Here is an 18,564-nt window from a genome sequence, read left to right as displayed (position 1 = left end):
ATGAGGGTATAAATTATCTTCTGTTTTCTACGCCTTTATAACCACGAAGCATACGAATTAAGGTAGCATCTTTTTGAATCAAGTGATGATAATATGCCCCAACCACATGCAGTATAAAACTAACACTAAATACCCAGAACATAGTTGAGTGAACGGTATGGAATGTTCCAGCTAATTGACCATCAATAGGTGTCGGTCTGCCATTTGAACCCATAGGTTCTGGGGCAATAATTTCGAACCCGACTAACTCTAGCCCACGTCCACCGTAATATCCCATTAATAAGCCTGATAGCGGGAAAATAATTGTAGATAGAAGAAGGATCCAGTGAACAATTTTTGAGATTACGATTAGTAGTTGATATGGTCTAGTCGATATATCTTTAGGCCATCCTTCTATAAAACGATTAATCACTCGCACAAGAGAGAGAATTAAGACCAAAGACCCCAACATTTTGTGATATGGAAATGGAACACCCATATCTTTTAAAAATAGCGGAATACAGAATACAAATAAAAATAGTATTGCAATAATCCAATGCATAGCCCTTGAGAATGCTGAAATGTTTAAGTTATTCATAACTATCCTTCTTAAAAAAAAGCCCTAGAAACGCGGCTAGGGCAAAAGCTTATTTTTTGCGTTTTGGAGGTAAATCTGTGCAACTACCGTGAGCAACTTCAGCAGCCATGCCCACCGATTCACCTAATGTTGGATGTGGGTGGATGGTTTTACCTATATCAACCATATCAGCACCCATTTCAATAGCCAAAATTGCTTCTGAGATTAAGTCGCCTGCATTGGTTCCGACTATGCTAGCACCTAAAATCCTGTGCGTTTCGGAATCGAAAATTAATTTTGTAAAGCCTTCATCCCTACCGTTTGCAATTGCTCTACCTGAAGCTGCCCAAGGAAACAACCCTACTTCTATACTAATGCCCTCTTCTTTAGCTTTTTCTTCAGTTAGTCCAACCCAAGCAATTTCAGGGTTAGTATAAGCAACGTTTGGTATTACTCTTGCATCAAAGGCAGTTTTTAAACCAGATATCACCTCTGCAGCTACATGACCCTCATGAACAGCTTTATGTGCAAGCATAGGTTGTCCAACTATGTCTCCAATAGCAAATATATGACTTATATTAGTACGCATATGATCTGTTACTGGAATAAAACCTCGATCATCTACTTTAACTCCAGCTTTTTCAACATTAATTAGTTTCCCATTAGGTATTCTTCCAACCGCCTGCAAAACCAAATCGTATTTTTGCGGCTCTTTTGGGGCTTTATCACCTTCTAAAGTAACATATATTCCATCTTTTTGGGCTTTAGCTGAAACTGTTTGAGTATTTACAAAAATATTTGCAAACCTATTTTGGTTGAATTTTTGCCATACTTTAATAGCATCTTTATCGGCTCCGCGCATAATAACATCGCCCCTCTCTACAACATCTACTTTTGAACCAAGCGATGAGTAGACAGTGCCCATTTCTAAACCAATGATACCAGCCCCAATGATAAGCATACGTTCTGGAATAAATGGAAGTTCCAACGCCCCAGTTGAATCTACTATTCTTTTATCTTTAGGCAAAAATGGAAGTTCAAATGATTCACTTCCAGCTGCAATAATGCAGTATTTGAAGGAATAGATTTTGTTTTCGCCAGAATTTAAAGAGACTTCAAAACTATGTTCGTCATTGAATTTGGCAGTCCCATTGATAATATCAACTTTGCGTGCCTTAGCCATACCAGATAATCCTGTAGTAAGCTTTTTGACCACATTATTTTTGAAAGTTCTAAGTTTATCTAGGTCAATTGAAGGTTCACCAAATGTAATGCCATTTGATGCAAGGTGTTTAGCCTCCTCCATAATAGCTACACTATGGAGCAATGCTTTTGATGGAATACATCCCACATTTAAACAAACACCGCCCAAAGTTGGGTCGCGCTCAATAATCGCAGTTTTAACACCTAGGTCAGCTGCTCTAAAAGCAGCAGAATAGCCTCCTGGACCAGCACCTAAAACAATCAATTCATAATCAAAATCGCCTTCGGGCTCGGGATAGTCTGAAGCACTATCTGAACTTTCTTTGGATTTTGATTCTTCTGTATCTTTATTTATATCATCAGATTTTTCTTCAGCTTTTTTAGGTGTATCCTGTGATTTTGAGGTATCTGAAGCCTCTTTAGAATCCTTTTCTTTTTTAGAAGATGAAGTAGTATCAGCATCAATCTCTAAAATTACATCACCTTGATTTACTTTATCGCCTAACTTTACTAAAACCTTTTTTACAATACCAGCTTGTTCAGAAGGAATTTCCATTGAAGCTTTATCAGATTCAACTGTTAGAAGACTTTGATTTTCCTCAATTCTATCTCCCTCATTTACAATCAGTTCGATTACAGTAACATCCTTAAAATCACCAATATCAGGAATTTTTACTTTTTCAGACATATTACTTCCTTAAATCAAAGCTCGTCTAAAGTCAGATAATAGCTGACTTAGGAACGCATTAAATCTAGCTGCCGCTGCACCATCAATAATTCTGTGATCGTAAGAAAGCGAAAGCGGTAAAGTTAATCTTGGTTTAAATTCCTTCCCGTCCCAGACAGGTTTTTGATAAGAACGGCTAACACCCAAAATAGCAACTTCTGGAGCATTGATAATTGGTGTAAAGTGAGTTCCGCCTATGCCACCCAAAGATGAAATCGTAAAACATCCCCCCTGCATTTGAGTAGGACTTAATTTTCCATCTCTAGCAAGTTTTGCTAGTTCAGCAGTCTCTTTAGCTATATCCGATACAGATTTTTTATCTGCATCTTTAATTACTGGAACTACCAAACCATTAGGAGTATCGGCCGCAAAGCCTATATGGTAGTATTTTTTATAAACTAAATTTTCTCCGTCAATAGACGCATTAAATTCAGGAAATTTCTTAAGGGCTTGTACAACTGCTTTAAATATAAATGCAAGCATCGTGAATTTAGTGCCAGCTTTTTCATATTCCTTATTAAGCTGAACACGGAAAGCTTCCAAATCCGTAATATCCGCCTCATCATTATTAGTAACATGAGGGATCATTACCCAGTTTCTATGAAGGTTTGCACCTGAGATTTTTTTAATCCTTGATAATGGCTTAGTATCGACTTCACCAAATTTAGCAAAATCCACTTTTGGCCAATCAAGCAAAGATAAACCACTACCACCTAAAGTAGAAGAGCCAGTAGTAATCCCTCCAGGAGCTGAGAGAGCAGATTTTACGAAGTTTCTAACATCATCTAAAACAATTCTACTCTTACGACCAGTTCCCTTAACTTGACTTAAATCTACCCCAAGTGATCTAGCAAACTGCCTTACTGAAGGTGATGCATGTGGAAGATTTCTAATTTCTTTGCCTGAAAGTGCAAATGCAGCTGTTGGTGATTCTTTGGTCTTTCCAACCTTATCCCCCGCATCAGAACTTTGAGCGACATAAGTTTTAGAACTTTGTTTATGTTCACTTTCAGGTGGCAATGCAGTTGCTTCTTCTTTTGATGATTTTGACTTAGGTTCAGTTTGTTCCTTAGGCTCTTTAGGCTCTGAGGCGGCTTCAACCTTTGGCTCCTCTTTCGTATCCTTACTTGAATCATCTTTATCAGAAGGTTCAAGAGTAAGCAATACTACACCTTCACTTACCTTGTCCCCAAGCTTTACACGCATCGATTTGATAACCCCCGATGCACTACTTGGTATTTCCATAGAAGCTTTATCAGATTCGACAGTTATTATGCTGTCGTTTTCCGAAATTGAATCACCCTCTTTAACTAAAACTTCGATAACTGAAACATCATCGAAATCACCTATATCTGGAACTTTTACTTCAACTAATTGACTCATATTTATTCCTATTAAGCTCGTTGAGGATTGACTTTATTGATATCAATTTTGTATTTCTTGATGGCTTCAGAGACTTTTTTAGACTCAATAGAACCTTCATCAGCTAAAGCTTTTAATGCAGAAAGCACTACAAAGTAACGATCTACTTCAAAAAAGTTTCTAAGCTTATGTCTAAAATCTGAACGTCCAAAACCGTCGGTGCCAAGAACGCGATATGTACGATCTGCTGGTATAAATTCACGAATTTGATCAGCAAAAGTTTTCATATAGTCTGTAGATGCAATGATAGGACCTTGTGTTCCTTCAAGCATTTGAGTTACATATGCTTTCTTAGGCTTGCTAGTTGGGTTTAAAAGGTTATAGCGATTTACGTCCAATCCATCTCTACGAAGTTCAGTAAAGCTTGGGCATGACCAAACATCAGCCGAGATTTTCCAATCTTTTTCAAGCAAATCCTTAGCAGCTTCAACTTCCCTAAGAATGGTGCCCGAACCCATTAATTGAACTTTTAATTTTGATTTAAGATCAGATTTTTTAAGTAAATACATACCTTTTAATATGCCTTCAATATCTTCTTCCCTTAAACCTGGTTGTGGGTAACTTTCATTCATTAAAGTTAGGTAATAGAAGACATTTTCCTGGTCTTCAACCATGCGTTTTAAGCCTCTTTGCATAATAACTGCTACTTCATGAGCATATGTTGGGTCATAAGAAACGCAATTAGGAATTGTTGAAGCCATTAGATGACTATGACCATCTTCATGCTGCAGACCTTCACCATTTAATGTTGTGCGACCAGCTGTACCTCCTAGTAGGAATCCACGAGCCTGCATATCCCCAGCAGCATAAATAAAATCCCCAACCCTTTGGAATCCAAACATAGAATAGAAGATAAAAAACGGAATCATTATTCTATTATTTGTAGAGTAAGATGTAGCAGCCGCAATCCAAGAACACAACGCCCCTGCTTCATTAATACCCTCTTGCAAAAGCTGACCATCTTTCTCTTCGCGATAATACATCACCTGAGCTTTATCTACTGGGATATATTTTTGGCCTTCATTAGCGTAAATACCAATTTGTCTAAATAAGCCTTCCATACCAAATGTTCGAGATTCATCTGATAGGATTGGTACCACACGCTCACCTAATTTTTTATCTCTAAGTAGCTGATTTAAGAATCTTACAAATGCCTGAGTTGAAGAGATAGAGCGACCTTCAGCGGTAGCCTCATATACTGATTTAAATGCATCAAGTTCAGGGGCTTTAAATTTTTCATCTGAAGTAATACGACGTTTAGGATAATATCCGCCAAGTTTTTCTCGATGCTCTCGAAGATACTTCATTTCTGGTGAATCTTCAGAAGGCTTGAAATATGGAACATCATCTACTTGATCATCAGGAATTGGAATATTAAATCTATCTCTAAAACCTCTAACATCATCTGCACCTAGTTTCTTTTGTTGGTGAGCAGGATTTTTTCCTTGGGCAACGTGTCCGAGACCGTATCCCTTAATGGTTTTAGCTAGAATAACTGTAGGTTGACCCTCTGTTTTCATAGCAGCATCAAAAGCAGCATACACTTTATTTGGGTCATGACCACCGCGATTAAGTCTCCAAATTTCTTCATCACTCATGCGGCTTACCATCTCTAGAGTTCTTGGATCTTTTGCAAAGAAATGCTCTCTCACATAAGCCCCATCGTTTGCCTTATAGGCTTGGTACTCGCCATCTACAGTTTCTTCCATAATTTTTAGAAGAGCACCATCTTTATCTCTAGCTAGTAATGGGTCCCAATAGCTACCCCAAATTAATTTAATAACATTCCAACCAGAGCCTCTAAACTCTCCTTCAAGTTCTTGAATAATCTTACCGTTACCGCGAACCGGACCATCTAATCTTTGTAGATTGCAATTAATAACAAAAATCAAATTATCTAATTTTTCACGTGAAGCAAGACCAATAGCACCCATAGATTCAGGTTCATCCATCTCGCCGTCACCGCAGAAACACCATACTTTACGTTTTGATGTATCCGCAATTCCACGTGCATGGAGATATTTAAGGAAACGAGCCTGATATATAGCCATCATTGGGCCAAGACCCATAGAAACCGTTGGGAACTGCCAGAATTCAGGAAGTAATTTTGGATGAGGATAAGAAGGAAGACCATTACCGTCTACTTCTTGGCGGAAATGTTCTAGTTGCTCTTCAGAAATACGACCTTCAAGAAATGCACGAGAATAAATTCCAGGAGATGAATGACCTTGGAAATACACTAAGTCTCCACCGTGGTCTTCAGTCTCAGCATGCCAAAAGTGATGTTGACCACAACTAATCATAGTAGCCAAAGATGCAAAAGAAGCAAGATGGCCTCCTAATGTCCCGCCATCGCCTGGGTCCAGTCTATTAGCTCGTATAACCATAGCCATTGAGTTCCAGCGAACGTAAGCTCTAATTCTGGCTTCAAGTTCTAAATTACCTGGATATTTAGGCTGTAATCCTGGTGGTATTGTATTTACGTAAGCAGTCTGAGGATTAAAAGGAATATTTGAACCAGATCTTCGAGCTAGTTCTGTAAGTTGTTCAATAAGGAAATGTGCTCTTTCAGGCCCGTCGCGATCTAAGACAGATTCAAGGGCTTCGAGCCATTCCTTAGTTTCGGTCTTATCAATGTCGTTTTGCTTAATAGTCATATAAAACACATCTCCTATATATTCATGAGATTAATGAAATTCTGTAATTTTAACGGATTTTACTATTAAACTTTTTAATAAAAGTTACCAATCAGATAAAGAAATAGGTAAAATCTCTTGTCTCTTAAATTTAGTAAGTATGTACGATAATACTCAATTTTTAAGTCAAAATTTCACCCCTAAAAAGCGCTCAAGAATGCTTCCTTGGGTAGTTTTGTTTGCAATAGTTGTACTCTTAATACTTATATTTCTCTCTGTTCTTGGTTACCAAGACCTTAGGAATTATATAAATTCTTACTCACACGAAAATGGCTTAAAAAATCATCAAGATTTACTTTTCTTTATTATTCTGCTTCTAGCTGTGTTTATTCTTTTTATCTTCACTTTAATGTGGAAGGATGCACGCAAAAGATATAGAACAGAACTAAAACTAGAAAATGAAATTTTATTCCGAAGGGCTATGGAAAACTCCATGTCCACTGGTATGCGAGTAATTGATCTTAAAGGACAAATACTTTACGTTAATCCAGCCTTTTGTAGACTTATCGGATGGGATGAAAGTTCATTAGTTGGCACATCCCCACCTTATGCATATTGGATTCCAGGAAATCATAAAGAACACATTCGCTCAATGGATATAGTTTTAAGTGGTAGAACACCAACTTCTGGCATTGAAATAGACGTACAAAGACGTGATGGCTCACAATTTACAACTTGCTTATACGTCTCCCCTTTGAGAAGTCCAAACGGTGAGCAAATGGGATGGATGACCTCAATGACTGATATTACTGAGTCTAAGCGATCGCGCCTAGCTTTGTCTGCAGCTCATGAACGCTTTATGACAGTACTAGAAAGTATGGATGATGCTATATCAGTTTGCTTTAAAGGAAATAAAGGACTTGAACTCTTATTTGCAAATCAAAAATATCGAGCTTTCTTTGGCAATAGTCCTCAAGGACATCAGGAATTATCTGATACTCAAAATATAAATTTTGAACAAACTAATCTATATAAATCCCCTTCGCTAAATTCGTGGTTTGAGGTTAATTCTAGATCCTTAACCTGGACTGATGGAAGAAAAGTGACACTTCAAGTTGCACGAGACGTTACTGAAAAACTTAAAAACGAAGAAGCGTATAGAATGCAACAAGAAAAAATCGAACTCACCAGTAGATTAACAACTATGGGTGAGATGGCCTCCATGCTAGCGCACGAATTAAACCAACCTTTAACAGCAATTGTTAACTACAATTCGGCCATCTTAACTATTCTGAGAGAAGATGAACATACCCATCCAAAAGTAATTGAGGCATTAGAAAAATCTGCCAAACAAGCTGAGAGAGCGGGTAGGATTATTAGTCATATCCGAGCATTTGTAAAAAGACATGAAGCTAGACATCAGACATCAGATATAGCAAATATAATAGATTCTGTATGCGATTTGGCAGAAATTGAAGCTAAAAAAAATGGTGCAACTCTTGATATTGTTATGGATAAGGACATTCCAAAAATTCTTGCTGACCCTATTCTTATACAGCAGGTAATTTTAAATTTAATCAAAAACGGTATCGAAGCCATGCAAAATAGCAAGGAAAAACTCATAAGAGTTATCGTTAGAAAATTAGAAAAAGATTTACAAATTCAGGTTGTGGACCACGGAAGCGGATTGAAAAATCCTAATAGAGTTTTTGAACCATTTTTCAGTACTAAAGAAAAAGGTTTAGGTATGGGGCTAAATATTTGTAGAACAATTGTAGAGGCTCATCATAGCAAGCTCATTGCCATCCCAAATCCTAAAGGTGGGACGATTTTCCAATTTTCCCTACCCTACGCAAATTCATTTTTACAGTCAGAGGAGTAATTCATGTCAAGCTCGCAAACTACTATCTATATTGTGGACGACGACAATGCGGTACGCGATTCTCTTAGGTTTTTACTTGAAACTAATGGATACATTGTCGAGACCTTTCCAAGTGGAGAACAATTTTTAGAATCTTACAAACCTGATTCTGTAAGTATTTTAATTACCGATGTTCGTATGCCTGGTATGTCAGGTTTACAACTTCAAGAAGAAATGAACAGTAGAAAAATTGATATTCCTATAGTATTTATTACTGGACACGGAACAGTACCAATGGCTGTGTCTACTATGCAAAGAGGTGCTGTTGATTTCATCGAAAAACCATTTAATTTAACTCATATTCAAGAAGTTATTTCTCGCCTCATTAATGTTGCTCAAGATCGAGCTGAAAAAACTAAAAATCAAAAAGCAAATGATGCACTTTTAGGCAAACTTACTAGTAGAGAACAACAAGTTCTAGAAAGAATTGTTGCTGGCCGTCTTAATAAGCAAATTGCCGATGATTTAAGTATCAGTATTAAGACTGTAGAAGCTCACAGAGCTAACATTATGGAGAAGCTTGAAGTATCTAATGTTGCGGACCTTATTAAGGTTGCACTTAAATCCTCTAACATTCATAACTAAGAGATATACATGTCAGAAATTATTGATGGCAAAGCCTTGTCAGCTCAAATAAAAGAAGGACTTTCAGATCGAATTAACACTCTCAAATCAAAAGGAATTACTCCATCGTTAACCGTGATTTTAGTGGGAGATGATCCAGCATCTGCAGTCTATGTAAAAAATAAGCACCAAACATTTATAAATCTAGGACTTGTAAGCGAAGTTGAGCGACTTCCCACAGAAACAAGTCAAGAAGAGCTTATTAAGCAAATTGAGAAATTAAACAAAGATGATACTGTACACGGGATATTGATACAGTTGCCATTGCCACCTCATTTAAATAGCCAAATTGCTATATCTTCTATTGACCCATCTAAGGACGTTGATGGATTTCATATAGAAAATGCGGGGGCATTATTGACGGGAAATCCTAAATTTATACCTTGCACTCCTTACGGTGTTATGCGGATGCTCAAATCTAAGGATATCAATATTCGTGGAGCGGAGGCTGTTGTTGTGGGGGCAAGTAATATTGTTGGCAAACCTATGGCCCTACTTCTTCAATTGGCTGGTGCGACAGTTACCATTTGCAACTCAAAAACACGTGATTTAGCCGCTCAAACCAAAAGAGCCGACATTCTCGTGGCGGCCGCTGGCAAACCGCATCTTATTAACGGCGAAATGATAAAAGATGGAGCTGTTGTTATAGATGTTGGAATCCATAGAAAAGAAGATGGAAAATTATGCGGTGACGTTGATTTTGAATCTGCTTCTAAAAAAGCCTCTTTCATAACTCCAGTACCAGGCGGGGTCGGACCCATGACTATCGTGATGCTTCTAGTAAATACAGTAGAAGCCGCTGAACGCAAAGCTGGAATTACTCCTCAAAGAGAAGGAATTATTTAATGCTTACAAACAATCCTTTATTAGTCGGTATCAATGAGTTTATTGATTACAGTGCAGTAAAAGCTGAACATATTGAGCCAGCAATTAAATTTTTAATAGATGAGAATAAAAAATTTGTTGATGAATTGGTAGCTGCTCCAACACCATTAACATGGGAGACATTTATTCATCGCCTAAACGAAAACTCAGCTCAATTAGGAAGAGCTTGGCAAGTAGTGGGACACCTGAATTCGGTTGTAAATACGCCAGAATTGAGAGAAGCTTTTACAAAAACATTGCCACTTATAGTGGAACATTCAACTTTAATGGGCCTAAATAAAGACCTATATAAGCACTATAAAGCATTAGCTGATCAAGATTTGAACCCAGAATATGCTTCATACTCAAAAGAGCAAAAAAGAATTCTTTATCTTGCTCTGCAAGCATTTAAATTAAGTGGAGTTGAACTTGAGGGAGAGCAAAAGCAAAAGTTTATTGAAATTTCGGACAAGCTTGCTCAGTTATCGCAAAAATATTCTGAAAATTGTTTGGACTCAGTTGATAAATGGTCCTACTATGTTTCAGATATAAATGAGCTTAAGGGGCTGCCTGAGGATGTTATTGCTTTATGTAAGGAATTAGCAGTTGCTGAAGGAAGGCCTAATGAATGGAAATTAGTTGTGCAAATTCCTGTATATGTGCCAGTAATGCAATATGCAGAATCTGAAGATATAAGAGAAAAACTTTATCGTGGCTTTAGCACTATAGCTTCGGAAAACGGCAAACCTGAATTCGATAATTCATCCAATATTGAACAAATCTTGCATCTTAAAAATGAATTAGCAAAAGTTTTAGGATTTAAAGATTATGCGGACCTTCAACTTGAAACTCGCATGGCTAATGATTCTCATGAAGTAATGAATTTTTTAGATGATTTGGCTAAACGCTCAAAACCTTTTGCACAAAGAGATTTAGATGAGCTCAAAAGCTTTGCCAAAGCTGAATTTAACAAGGAATCCCTTAACCCATGGGATATTGCTTATTATTCAGAAAAACTTCGTAAATCTAAATATTCTTATTCGGATGCAGAGCTTAAGCCCTATCTTCCTGTAGATTCAGTATTCTCTGGCTGGAAAAAAATTATTTCTGAACTTTTTGGTGTTACCTTAAAAGATATTCAATTGCCTAAATGGAATAAAGATATAGTTTCATTTGAAGTCACAGATACCAAAAGCGGAGAACTATTAGGACATCTTTATGTTGACCTATATGCGAGAAATGGAAAACAAAGCGGTGCTTGGGTAAATATAGAACGCAATCGCATGAAAACCGAAAATGTTTTTAGTACTCCGATTGTTTATTTAACATGCAACTTTATTCCACCCGTTGATGGAAAGCCTTCGCAACTTACACATGATGATGTAATAACACTGTTTCATGAGTCTGGGCACGCATTGCATGCTTTATTAACCAAGGTTGATGAAGTTGATGCATCGGCATTCAGTGCAGTTGAGTGGGATGCCATAGAGCTTCCATCACAAATGATGGAAAATTTTGTGTGGGAGGAAGATGTAATGAATCTCTTGAGCTCGCACATTGCCACCAAAGAGAAACTGCCACCAGAATTATTTGAAAAAATATATAAGGCTAAGAATTTTCAAAGTGGCATGTTTAATGTGCGTCAACTTGAATTTGCCCTATTTGATATGACTCTTCACATTGGTATGAAGGATCTTAAAATTGCCGATGTTATGCGAATTTTAAAAGAGGTTCGCGAAAAAGTGGCTGTTGTGATTCCACCAGACTGGGCTCGCTTCCCGCATAATTTTTCTCATATTTTTGCAGGCGGTTATGCGGCAGGCTACTACAGCTACAAATGGGCAGAGGTTCTTTCATCTGATGCTTATAGTTTATTTGAGGAAAATAGGCTTGCAGATGGTTCAACACTAAATCCTGAAATTGGTTTGCGTTATAGAGAGCGGATTCTTGAGGTGGGCGGTTCTAAGCCTGCTGAGGAATTTTTCAGAGATTTCAGAGGTCGCGATCCTCAGCCAGATGCAATGCTTCGACACCAAGGATTGATATGAAAAGATTGATTTCAGCATTAGTGATTGGGTGGGGTTCGTTGGCATTGCCACCTGTATTAGCGGGCGTAAACACCGCACAATTAGCTCAAACTGATACGACGGTATATCCTATCAAAGGGAATCTTCCCGATCTTAAATTTGAATTAAATTCAACGGATAAATCGTACACAGAAGAGGATTTTAAGGGCTATGTGACCTTAATCACATTTGGATACGCATCCTGCCCCGATATATGTCCAACAACATTAGCTGAGCTAAATATTCTTCAAAATTCATTGTCACCTGAGCAAGCTGCGAAAGTGCGTGTTATTTTTATTTCTGTGGATCCGTATAGGGATACGCCTGAGCTTTTGAAAAACTATGTCAGTGCATTTAGCGATAGGATATTGGGTTTGACTTCGGACGAGAAAACTATAGCGAAATTAGCGAAACGATATCGTGTGGCATATCAAATCGAAAAGCCGAAAAACGATGATCCAAATGCGTATTATGAAGTTATGCATGCGCGGGGTATATATATTTTCGATCAAGATTTGAATGCAAGATTTTTAGCGACAAATGCGATTGAGACGGATAAGCTTCGCAGCTCTGTGATTAAGCTTATAGAAGGAAAATAAAATAAAGGCCATCGAATTAACGATGGTTTTTTTTGTTTGATTTGCGGACCCGCCCTTATATTGTGGCAATGTCCACGTACCTCATCCTCTTATATCAATGCCCTAAATAAGCTTTTCTTACTGCATCGTTTGATAGAAGATTTTTTCCCGTATCTTCTAAGACAACCTTGCCTGTCTCAAGAACATATCCTCTATCTGCCACTTGCAATGCTTTATTTGCATTTTGTTCCACTAAGAAAACGGTCACACCAGATTCTCGTATGGTTTGAATAATTTCAAAAATCTGAGCGATTATTAAGGGAGCAAGCCCTAAAGTTGGCTCATCCAAAAGCAGCAATTTTGGTTTACTCATAAGTGCACGACCGATAGCAAGCATTTGTTGTTCGCCTCCAGACATAGTGCCTGCCCTCTGCTGTGCCCTCTCTTTTAGTCGCGGAAATAAATTAAAAACGTGTGAGATACCCTCTTCAACTTCGCTTTGTGATTTGAAAAAAGCCCCCATCTGCAGATTTTCATTTACAGTCAGACCAGGGAAAACACGTCTCCCTTCAGGAGATATGGCAATGCCCTTTCTCATAATCTCATGTGTTTTTAATTTCGTAATATCCTCGTTTTGAAATAGCACTTGGCCGCTAGTAGCGTGGGGATCTCCGCATACTGTTTTTAAAATAGTAGTTTTGCCCGCACCATTTGCCCCAATTAGAGTTACGATTTCACCTTCGTTTACGTGAACCGATACGCCATGCAATGCTTCAATCGCCCCATAATGCGTAAAGATATTCTTTAATATAAGCATGTTCTACTCCCCTAAATATGCTTTGATAACTTCAGGATCATTTCGCACTTCGTCAGGGAGTCCTGTAATCAACGGTTTACCCATCTCCATAACCATTATTCGATCTGATATATCCATAATCAAACTCATGTCATGTTCGATAAGTAGAACTGAAAGGTTGTATTCTTCTCTAAGTTTATTAATCAGAGATGATAGCTCTTTTTTCTCTTGTGGATTTAGTCCTGCAGCAGGCTCATCCAAAAGCAATAGTTTTGGTTGAGTAATCATGCAGCGAGCTATTTCTAATCGTCTTTGATGTCCATAGGCTAAGTTACCTGCTTCACGATTTGCATATGCCCTAAGACCCATAAAATCAAGCCATTTCATTGCGTTATCTAAAGCAATTTTTTCACTTCTTTTAAAAGATGGTAATCGCAAAATCCCAGACAAAAAACTAGCCGATAATTTATTGTGTTGAGCTACTAATAAATTTTCTAAAACTGAGAGGTTTTTAAATAGTCGCACATTTTGGAAGGTTCTAATAAGTCCATAATTAGCAACTTGATGACTAGATTTTCCAGTGATATCTTCTCCAAAAAGCTGAACTACACCTTCAGTAGGAGTATAAAACCCACTTACACAATTAAATACAGTGGTTTTCCCAGCCCCGTTAGGACCGATAATTGAAAATACTTCGTTCTTATAAACATCAAAGCTTACGCGGTCTACAGCTAATAGACCGCCAAATCGCATCACTAAATCTTTTACTGATAATACGATTTCGTTTTTCATGCAGAAACCTCCACATGAGGTCTTTTAACTGGAAATAATCCCTGTGGTCTCCAAATCATCATAAGAACCATAACTAGACCAAAGATTAGCATCCTATATTCAGCAAACTGTCTAGCCAGCTCTGGTAAAACGGTCAGAATAATTGCAGCAAAAATAACCCCGATTTGAGAACCCATACCACCTAAAACCACGATAGCAAGAATCATAGCCGATTCCATAAATGTGAATGCTTCTGGATTCACTAAACCCTGACGAGCAGCAAAAAATGCACCCGCAAAACCTGCACACATCGCACCCAATGTGAATGCCGATAACTTAATTTTAGTAGGATTTAAACCTAATGATTTGCATGCAATTTCATCTTCTCGCAATGCTTCCCAAGCCCTACCAACAGGCATCCTAAGCAAGCGATTAGATAATAAAAGAGTAAGAATCGCTAATATCAAAGCTAGCAAATATAAATAAATTACAGAGTCCATAGAATCAAACTTCCACCCCATTAATTGATGGAATGTCTCTTGACCTTCAGGAGCTCTTCTTTGCATTGGATAGCCAAAAACTGTAGGCTTTGGAATGCTCGATATGCCGTCGGGACCCCTTGTGATACTCACTAAATTAATAAGCAGAAGACGAATAATTTCTCCAAAACCAAGAGTCACAATCGCAAGGTAATCACCCCTCAGACGCAACACAGGAAATCCTAACAGAAATCCAAATCCAGCTGCAAATAAGCCTGCAAGTGGCAATGCCTGCCAAAACGACCAATCAAAATAATAAAACAATAATGCGTAGGTATACGCTCCAACCGCATAAAATCCAACAAATCCTAAATCGAGTAAGCCAGCAAATCCAACAACAATATTTAGACCTAAACCAAGCATTACATATATAAGCACTAAAGTGGCAATATCTACTGAAACTCGATTTCCGAAAAATGGCCAAACAAACAATGCTACTAAAATCAATAACAGTATGATATTCATCTGAATTGGTTTTAGATTTAGGTTTATAGGCTTCCCATACTTCCCTTTGAGATTTACTTTTTTAAGCAATGGAGTCACAAATAGCTGCACTAAAAAGACGATTACGCAGCCCCACAAAGCGAGCTTGAAATCAGGATCAATAGCTATAACACCATTTTCTCGCGTAAGTTTAAGACCTAGAATAGGCACCGCAAGTAGAGCCGTTAAAATCGCGGATAACACCGCATTTTTCAAAGCATGCGTCATACTTTTTCTACCTCCGGCTTACCTAATAAACCACTTGGTTTAAATAAAAGTATTAATACAAGCAGCCCAAATGCAACAATATCTTTATATTCAGATGCTATATATGCCGCAGCCATAGTTTCTGTTACGCCAATAATAAGTCCGCCCAATATAGCCCCAGGCACGCTTCCAATTCCCCCAAGAACAGCAGCTGTAAATGCTTTAATACCCGCAATAAATCCTATGAATGGATTAAGTTTACCTATTGTGATGGCAATGAGCACGCCTCCAACCGCAGCAAGTACCGCCCCCAAAATAAAGATTACAGATATCACTTTGTTTGTATCTATACCAAGCATATTAGCCATCTGTATATCTTGTGAACAAGCCCTAGATGCTCTCCCCATACGGGATTTTTTAATAAACAGTGTAAGTGCTACCATCAAAACAAATACAACCGCAATGATAAGAATTCTTGCGTAAGAGATGACAATCGTAAAATCATTTGAAAATGTGAACTCAAAAGCCCCTGGCAGTATATTTGGAACTGCAACGTCTTTTGCTCCCTGACCTAAGGCTACCCAGTTTTGCAAAAAGATAGACATAGCAATTGCTGAGATTAATGAAATTAGTCTAGGACTGTTTCTTAGAGGACGGTATGCCACCCTCTCCACAGCATAGCCGTAAACACCTGTCACAAGAACAGATACGACAAGCATACACGCAATTAAAACGGGAACAGGAATAGAACCATCTACCCCGAGCACAGCTAAAGTAATTAGACCAACATAAGCACCAATCATATAGATTTCGCCGTGTGCAAAGTTAATCATACCTATAATGCCATATACCATCGTATATCCGATGGCAATAAGTGCGTAAATCGCCCCTAATGACAGTCCATTAAAGAGTTGTTGAAAAAATTGAGGTAAAAAATCAGCCATTATTAATTATTTTCTTTTGAGAATTGCTCAGATCTATTTCGAGCAGCTTTCATCGCTTCTTTTACGATTTCTTTAAAATTATGTTTTTCAAATACATCCAAGGCCGCCCTTGTTGTGCCTCCTTTAGATGTGACATTTTCTCTAAGCTTAGATACAGGAATATCAGAATTAGATGCTAATAAACCTGCACCTATAACAGTTTTTATTGCAAGTTCCTCAGAAGTATTTCTATCCAAACCTAGCTCAACACCACCTTCTACAAGAGCCTCAATAAAATAGAAAATGTAAGCTGGGCCACTTCCTGATAGGGCTCCTACAGAATCCATTAAAGACTCATCTTGTAATTCAATTGTTAAGCCAGTAGTCCTAAGAATAGACTTAATCATTGAATACTCTTGTTCTGACACACTCTTTGGTGCAAATATACCAGTCGCCCCCATACCTAAAGAAGTTGGCGTGTTCGGCATACATCTAACAATTTTTTTATGCCCTGAAAGCCAACTAGAAATTACTTCCGTTGATAACCCTGCTGCAACACTTAAAATAAGAGTATCCTCACGTATATATTTGGCAATGCTCTCGCATAACTCTCTCATATTCTGAGGCTTTACAGCCAAAATCCATAACTTAGTATTTGATAGATTTTCCTGTACATTTAAAAAACCTGAAGCCCCAAGTGAGGCCCAAATTTCTAATTTATCTTTATTTTTATCGAAAACATCTACATTAAGCTGAGGCAAATCTCCAGATTTTATGCCTCTATTAATTCCGTTCATTATGGCAGAAGCCATATTTCCGCCACCTAGAAAAGCAATATCGCTCATAGACTTTCCAATAAAAAGCCCCCATTTTAATCAAATTCTTATCAAAATGTTTCGATTTTGAAAAAATTGGATTTATGGGGACCGAAGTAACTATTTAACTGAGGTTTTAGAGCCGTCTTTTTTCCATTGAACTACATCAAAATCAAAAGACTTAAGGTCTCCAGATTCCTGCCATGATAGATCACCAACTACAGTTTTAACAGAGTTTGCGTGCAACCAGTCTGCAACTTTTTCTGGATCCTCGCTCTTAGTAGCTTCAATAGCTGCAACTAAAGCTTGGGTTGCTGCATATGAAAGCAATTGGAATGCACCACCAGCGTCACGTTTTTTCTCATTGAAATATTTAACAATTTCTTCGTTACCTGGAAGAGTCGTATAGTTTGGCGGGAAAGTCATGTATAGACCGTCTACAGCATCTCCTGCGATAGCAACGATTTCAGGATTCCCTGAACCTTCAGGTCCCATAAATTGAGCGTCAAACCCTTGCTCTTTAGATTGTCTTAATAACAAACCTAACTCAGGATAATAACCACCAAAATAAACAAAATCTACACCTGCAGATTTGAATTTAGTGATCAAAGCTGAATAGTCAGTATCACCTGCGTTAATAGATTCATCAAAAGCAACTTGCATACCAAGTTTTTCTAATTCGTTTTTAACTGAAGTAGTAACACCTTTACCGTATGCTTGTTTATCATTAACTAAAGCAATTTTCTTAGGATTTTTAGATTTAATGAATTTTGCAGCTGGTGGACCTTGTTGATCGTCACGACCAATAGCTCTAAAGAAGAAATGATAGTCTTTTCCGTCTGTAATTGATGGAGAAGTACCAGATGGAGTAATTGCAACTACACCCTCTTCGTCTAGAATAGGAGCCGCACCATTAATAGGGCCTGAGCAAGTAGGACCAACTACAAATTTAATGTCTTGGTTAACAATAGAGTTTGCTGCGATTGGACCTTGTTTAGGTTCACAACCGTCATCTACTACTACAAACTCAATAGTTTTTCCGCCTAAAACACCACCTTTAGAATTAATGATTTCGGCAGCTGTAATAGCACCTTCCTTAACCATATCTCCATATTGAGTGTTAGGGCCTGTAGTAGGAGTAACAAGACCAAATTTAATAGAGTCAGCTAATGCAGTTGCTGATAATACTTGCAAACCTAATGCAAGAGCTAAAAGAGAACGTTTCATAAAAACTCCAATAATGGGTAATGGATTTAGGATAATCCAATAGTCTCTAGGATAAAAGAACTAATTTATAGGGGAAAATACTAAATTGTAAGCATAATTTGTAACTAGATGTTACCGATTTTCGTTTTTCCCTTTATTTTTGGGATTTTAAAGCAAATAAAATTGTAAATTTTTAGTAAGAAAGCGTTTTGAGTATGTTGTTTTTA

General features: G+C 37.7%; 15 protein-coding genes. 5 read left to right on the top strand and 10 right to left on the bottom strand.

Translation table 11 applies throughout. The features are described from left to right. Window positions 1-13: 13 nt before the first annotated feature. From T432_RS0100235 to aceE, 4 genes are read right to left on the bottom strand one after another with little or no spacing between them, the layout of a single operon-like run. The gene (locus T432_RS0100235; protein ID WP_014111565.1) at window positions 14-577 is read right to left on the bottom strand and encodes a cytochrome b; all 564 of its coding nucleotides are present in this window, start codon (window positions 575-577) and stop codon (window positions 14-16) included. Between the two features lie 49 nt (window positions 578-626). Continuing rightward, window positions 627-2,447 (bottom strand): dihydrolipoyl dehydrogenase, encoded by a 1,821-nt coding sequence (lpdA, locus tag T432_RS0100230; protein ID WP_028883684.1) that lies wholly within the window; start codon window positions 2,445-2,447, stop codon window positions 627-629. Window positions 2,448-2,456: 9 nt separating this feature from the next. After that, window positions 2,457-3,869: a dihydrolipoyllysine-residue acetyltransferase gene (aceF, locus tag T432_RS0100225; protein ID WP_028883683.1), complete on the bottom strand. Its 1,413-nt coding sequence runs from the start codon at window positions 3,867-3,869 to the stop codon at window positions 2,457-2,459. An 11-nt stretch (window positions 3,870-3,880) separates the two neighbouring features. Further along, a complete protein-coding gene (aceE, locus tag T432_RS0100220) occupies window positions 3,881-6,565 on the bottom strand; it encodes a pyruvate dehydrogenase (acetyl-transferring), homodimeric type (RefSeq protein ID WP_028883682.1) in 2,685 nt (894 codons plus the stop codon). 196 nt (window positions 6,566-6,761) lie between these two features. Between aceE and T432_RS0100215 the strand changes: the two genes are divergently transcribed. From T432_RS0100215 to T432_RS0100195, 5 genes are read left to right on the top strand one after another with little or no spacing between them, the layout of a single operon-like run. Continuing rightward, a complete protein-coding gene (locus T432_RS0100215) occupies window positions 6,762-8,426 on the top strand; it encodes a PAS domain-containing sensor histidine kinase (protein ID WP_028883681.1) in 1,665 nt (554 codons plus the stop codon). Between the two features lie 3 nt (window positions 8,427-8,429). Beyond that, window positions 8,430-9,050, top strand: a complete 621-nt coding sequence (locus T432_RS0100210) for a response regulator transcription factor (RefSeq protein WP_028883680.1) — start codon at window positions 8,430-8,432, stop codon at window positions 9,048-9,050. A 9-nt stretch (window positions 9,051-9,059) separates the two neighbouring features. Continuing rightward, the gene (gene folD / locus T432_RS0100205; RefSeq protein ID WP_028883679.1) at window positions 9,060-9,935 is read left to right on the top strand and encodes a bifunctional methylenetetrahydrofolate dehydrogenase/methenyltetrahydrofolate cyclohydrolase FolD; all 876 of its coding nucleotides are present in this window, start codon (window positions 9,060-9,062) and stop codon (window positions 9,933-9,935) included. Next, complete coding sequence (locus T432_RS0100200; protein WP_028883678.1) at window positions 9,935-12,001, top strand: M3 family metallopeptidase; 2,067 nt, start codon at window positions 9,935-9,937, stop codon at window positions 11,999-12,001. The genes folD and T432_RS0100200 overlap by 1 nt, the downstream gene beginning before the upstream one ends. After that, window positions 11,998-12,618, top strand: a complete 621-nt coding sequence (locus tag T432_RS0100195) for an SCO family protein (protein ID WP_028883677.1) — start codon at window positions 11,998-12,000, stop codon at window positions 12,616-12,618. The genes T432_RS0100200 and T432_RS0100195 overlap by 4 nt, the downstream gene beginning before the upstream one ends. 94 nt (window positions 12,619-12,712) lie before the next feature. On the opposite strand, the gene T432_RS0100190 is transcribed toward T432_RS0100195, so the two are convergent. The 6 genes from T432_RS0100190 to T432_RS0100165 form a co-directional block, all read right to left on the bottom strand. After that, complete coding sequence (locus T432_RS0100190; RefSeq protein WP_015551116.1) at window positions 12,713-13,414, bottom strand: ABC transporter ATP-binding protein; 702 nt, start codon at window positions 13,412-13,414, stop codon at window positions 12,713-12,715. A 3-nt stretch (window positions 13,415-13,417) separates the two neighbouring features. Then, window positions 13,418-14,185 carry a high-affinity branched-chain amino acid ABC transporter ATP-binding protein LivG gene (gene livG, locus T432_RS0100185; RefSeq protein WP_028883676.1) on the bottom strand — a complete coding sequence of 256 codons (768 nt, stop codon included), beginning with the start codon at window positions 14,183-14,185 and terminating at the stop codon, window positions 13,418-13,420. Continuing rightward, complete coding sequence (gene livM, locus T432_RS0100180; RefSeq protein WP_028883675.1) at window positions 14,182-15,414, bottom strand: high-affinity branched-chain amino acid ABC transporter permease LivM; 1,233 nt, start codon at window positions 15,412-15,414, stop codon at window positions 14,182-14,184. The genes livG and livM overlap by 4 nt, the downstream gene beginning before the upstream one ends. After that, window positions 15,411-16,337 (bottom strand): high-affinity branched-chain amino acid ABC transporter permease LivH, encoded by a 927-nt coding sequence (livH, locus tag T432_RS0100175; RefSeq protein WP_014111577.1) that lies wholly within the window; start codon window positions 16,335-16,337, stop codon window positions 15,411-15,413. Before livH ends, livM begins: the two co-directional genes overlap by 4 nt. Before the next feature lie 2 nt (window positions 16,338-16,339). Next, window positions 16,340-17,161, bottom strand: coding sequence for a pyrroline-5-carboxylate reductase (gene proC, locus T432_RS0100170; protein ID WP_028883674.1), 822 nt, complete (start codon window positions 17,159-17,161; stop codon window positions 16,340-16,342). 90 nt (window positions 17,162-17,251) lie between these two features. Continuing rightward, complete coding sequence (locus T432_RS0100165; protein ID WP_014111579.1) at window positions 17,252-18,358, bottom strand: high-affinity branched-chain amino acid ABC transporter substrate-binding protein; 1,107 nt, start codon at window positions 18,356-18,358, stop codon at window positions 17,252-17,254. Window positions 18,359-18,564 lie beyond the last annotated feature (206 nt).

This window comes from Taylorella asinigenitalis ATCC 700933, assembly GCF_000687755.1.
Taxonomy (GTDB): domain Bacteria; phylum Pseudomonadota; class Gammaproteobacteria; order Burkholderiales; family Burkholderiaceae_B; genus Taylorella; species Taylorella asinigenitalis.
This window is presented reverse-complemented; position numbering and strand designations above follow the sequence as displayed.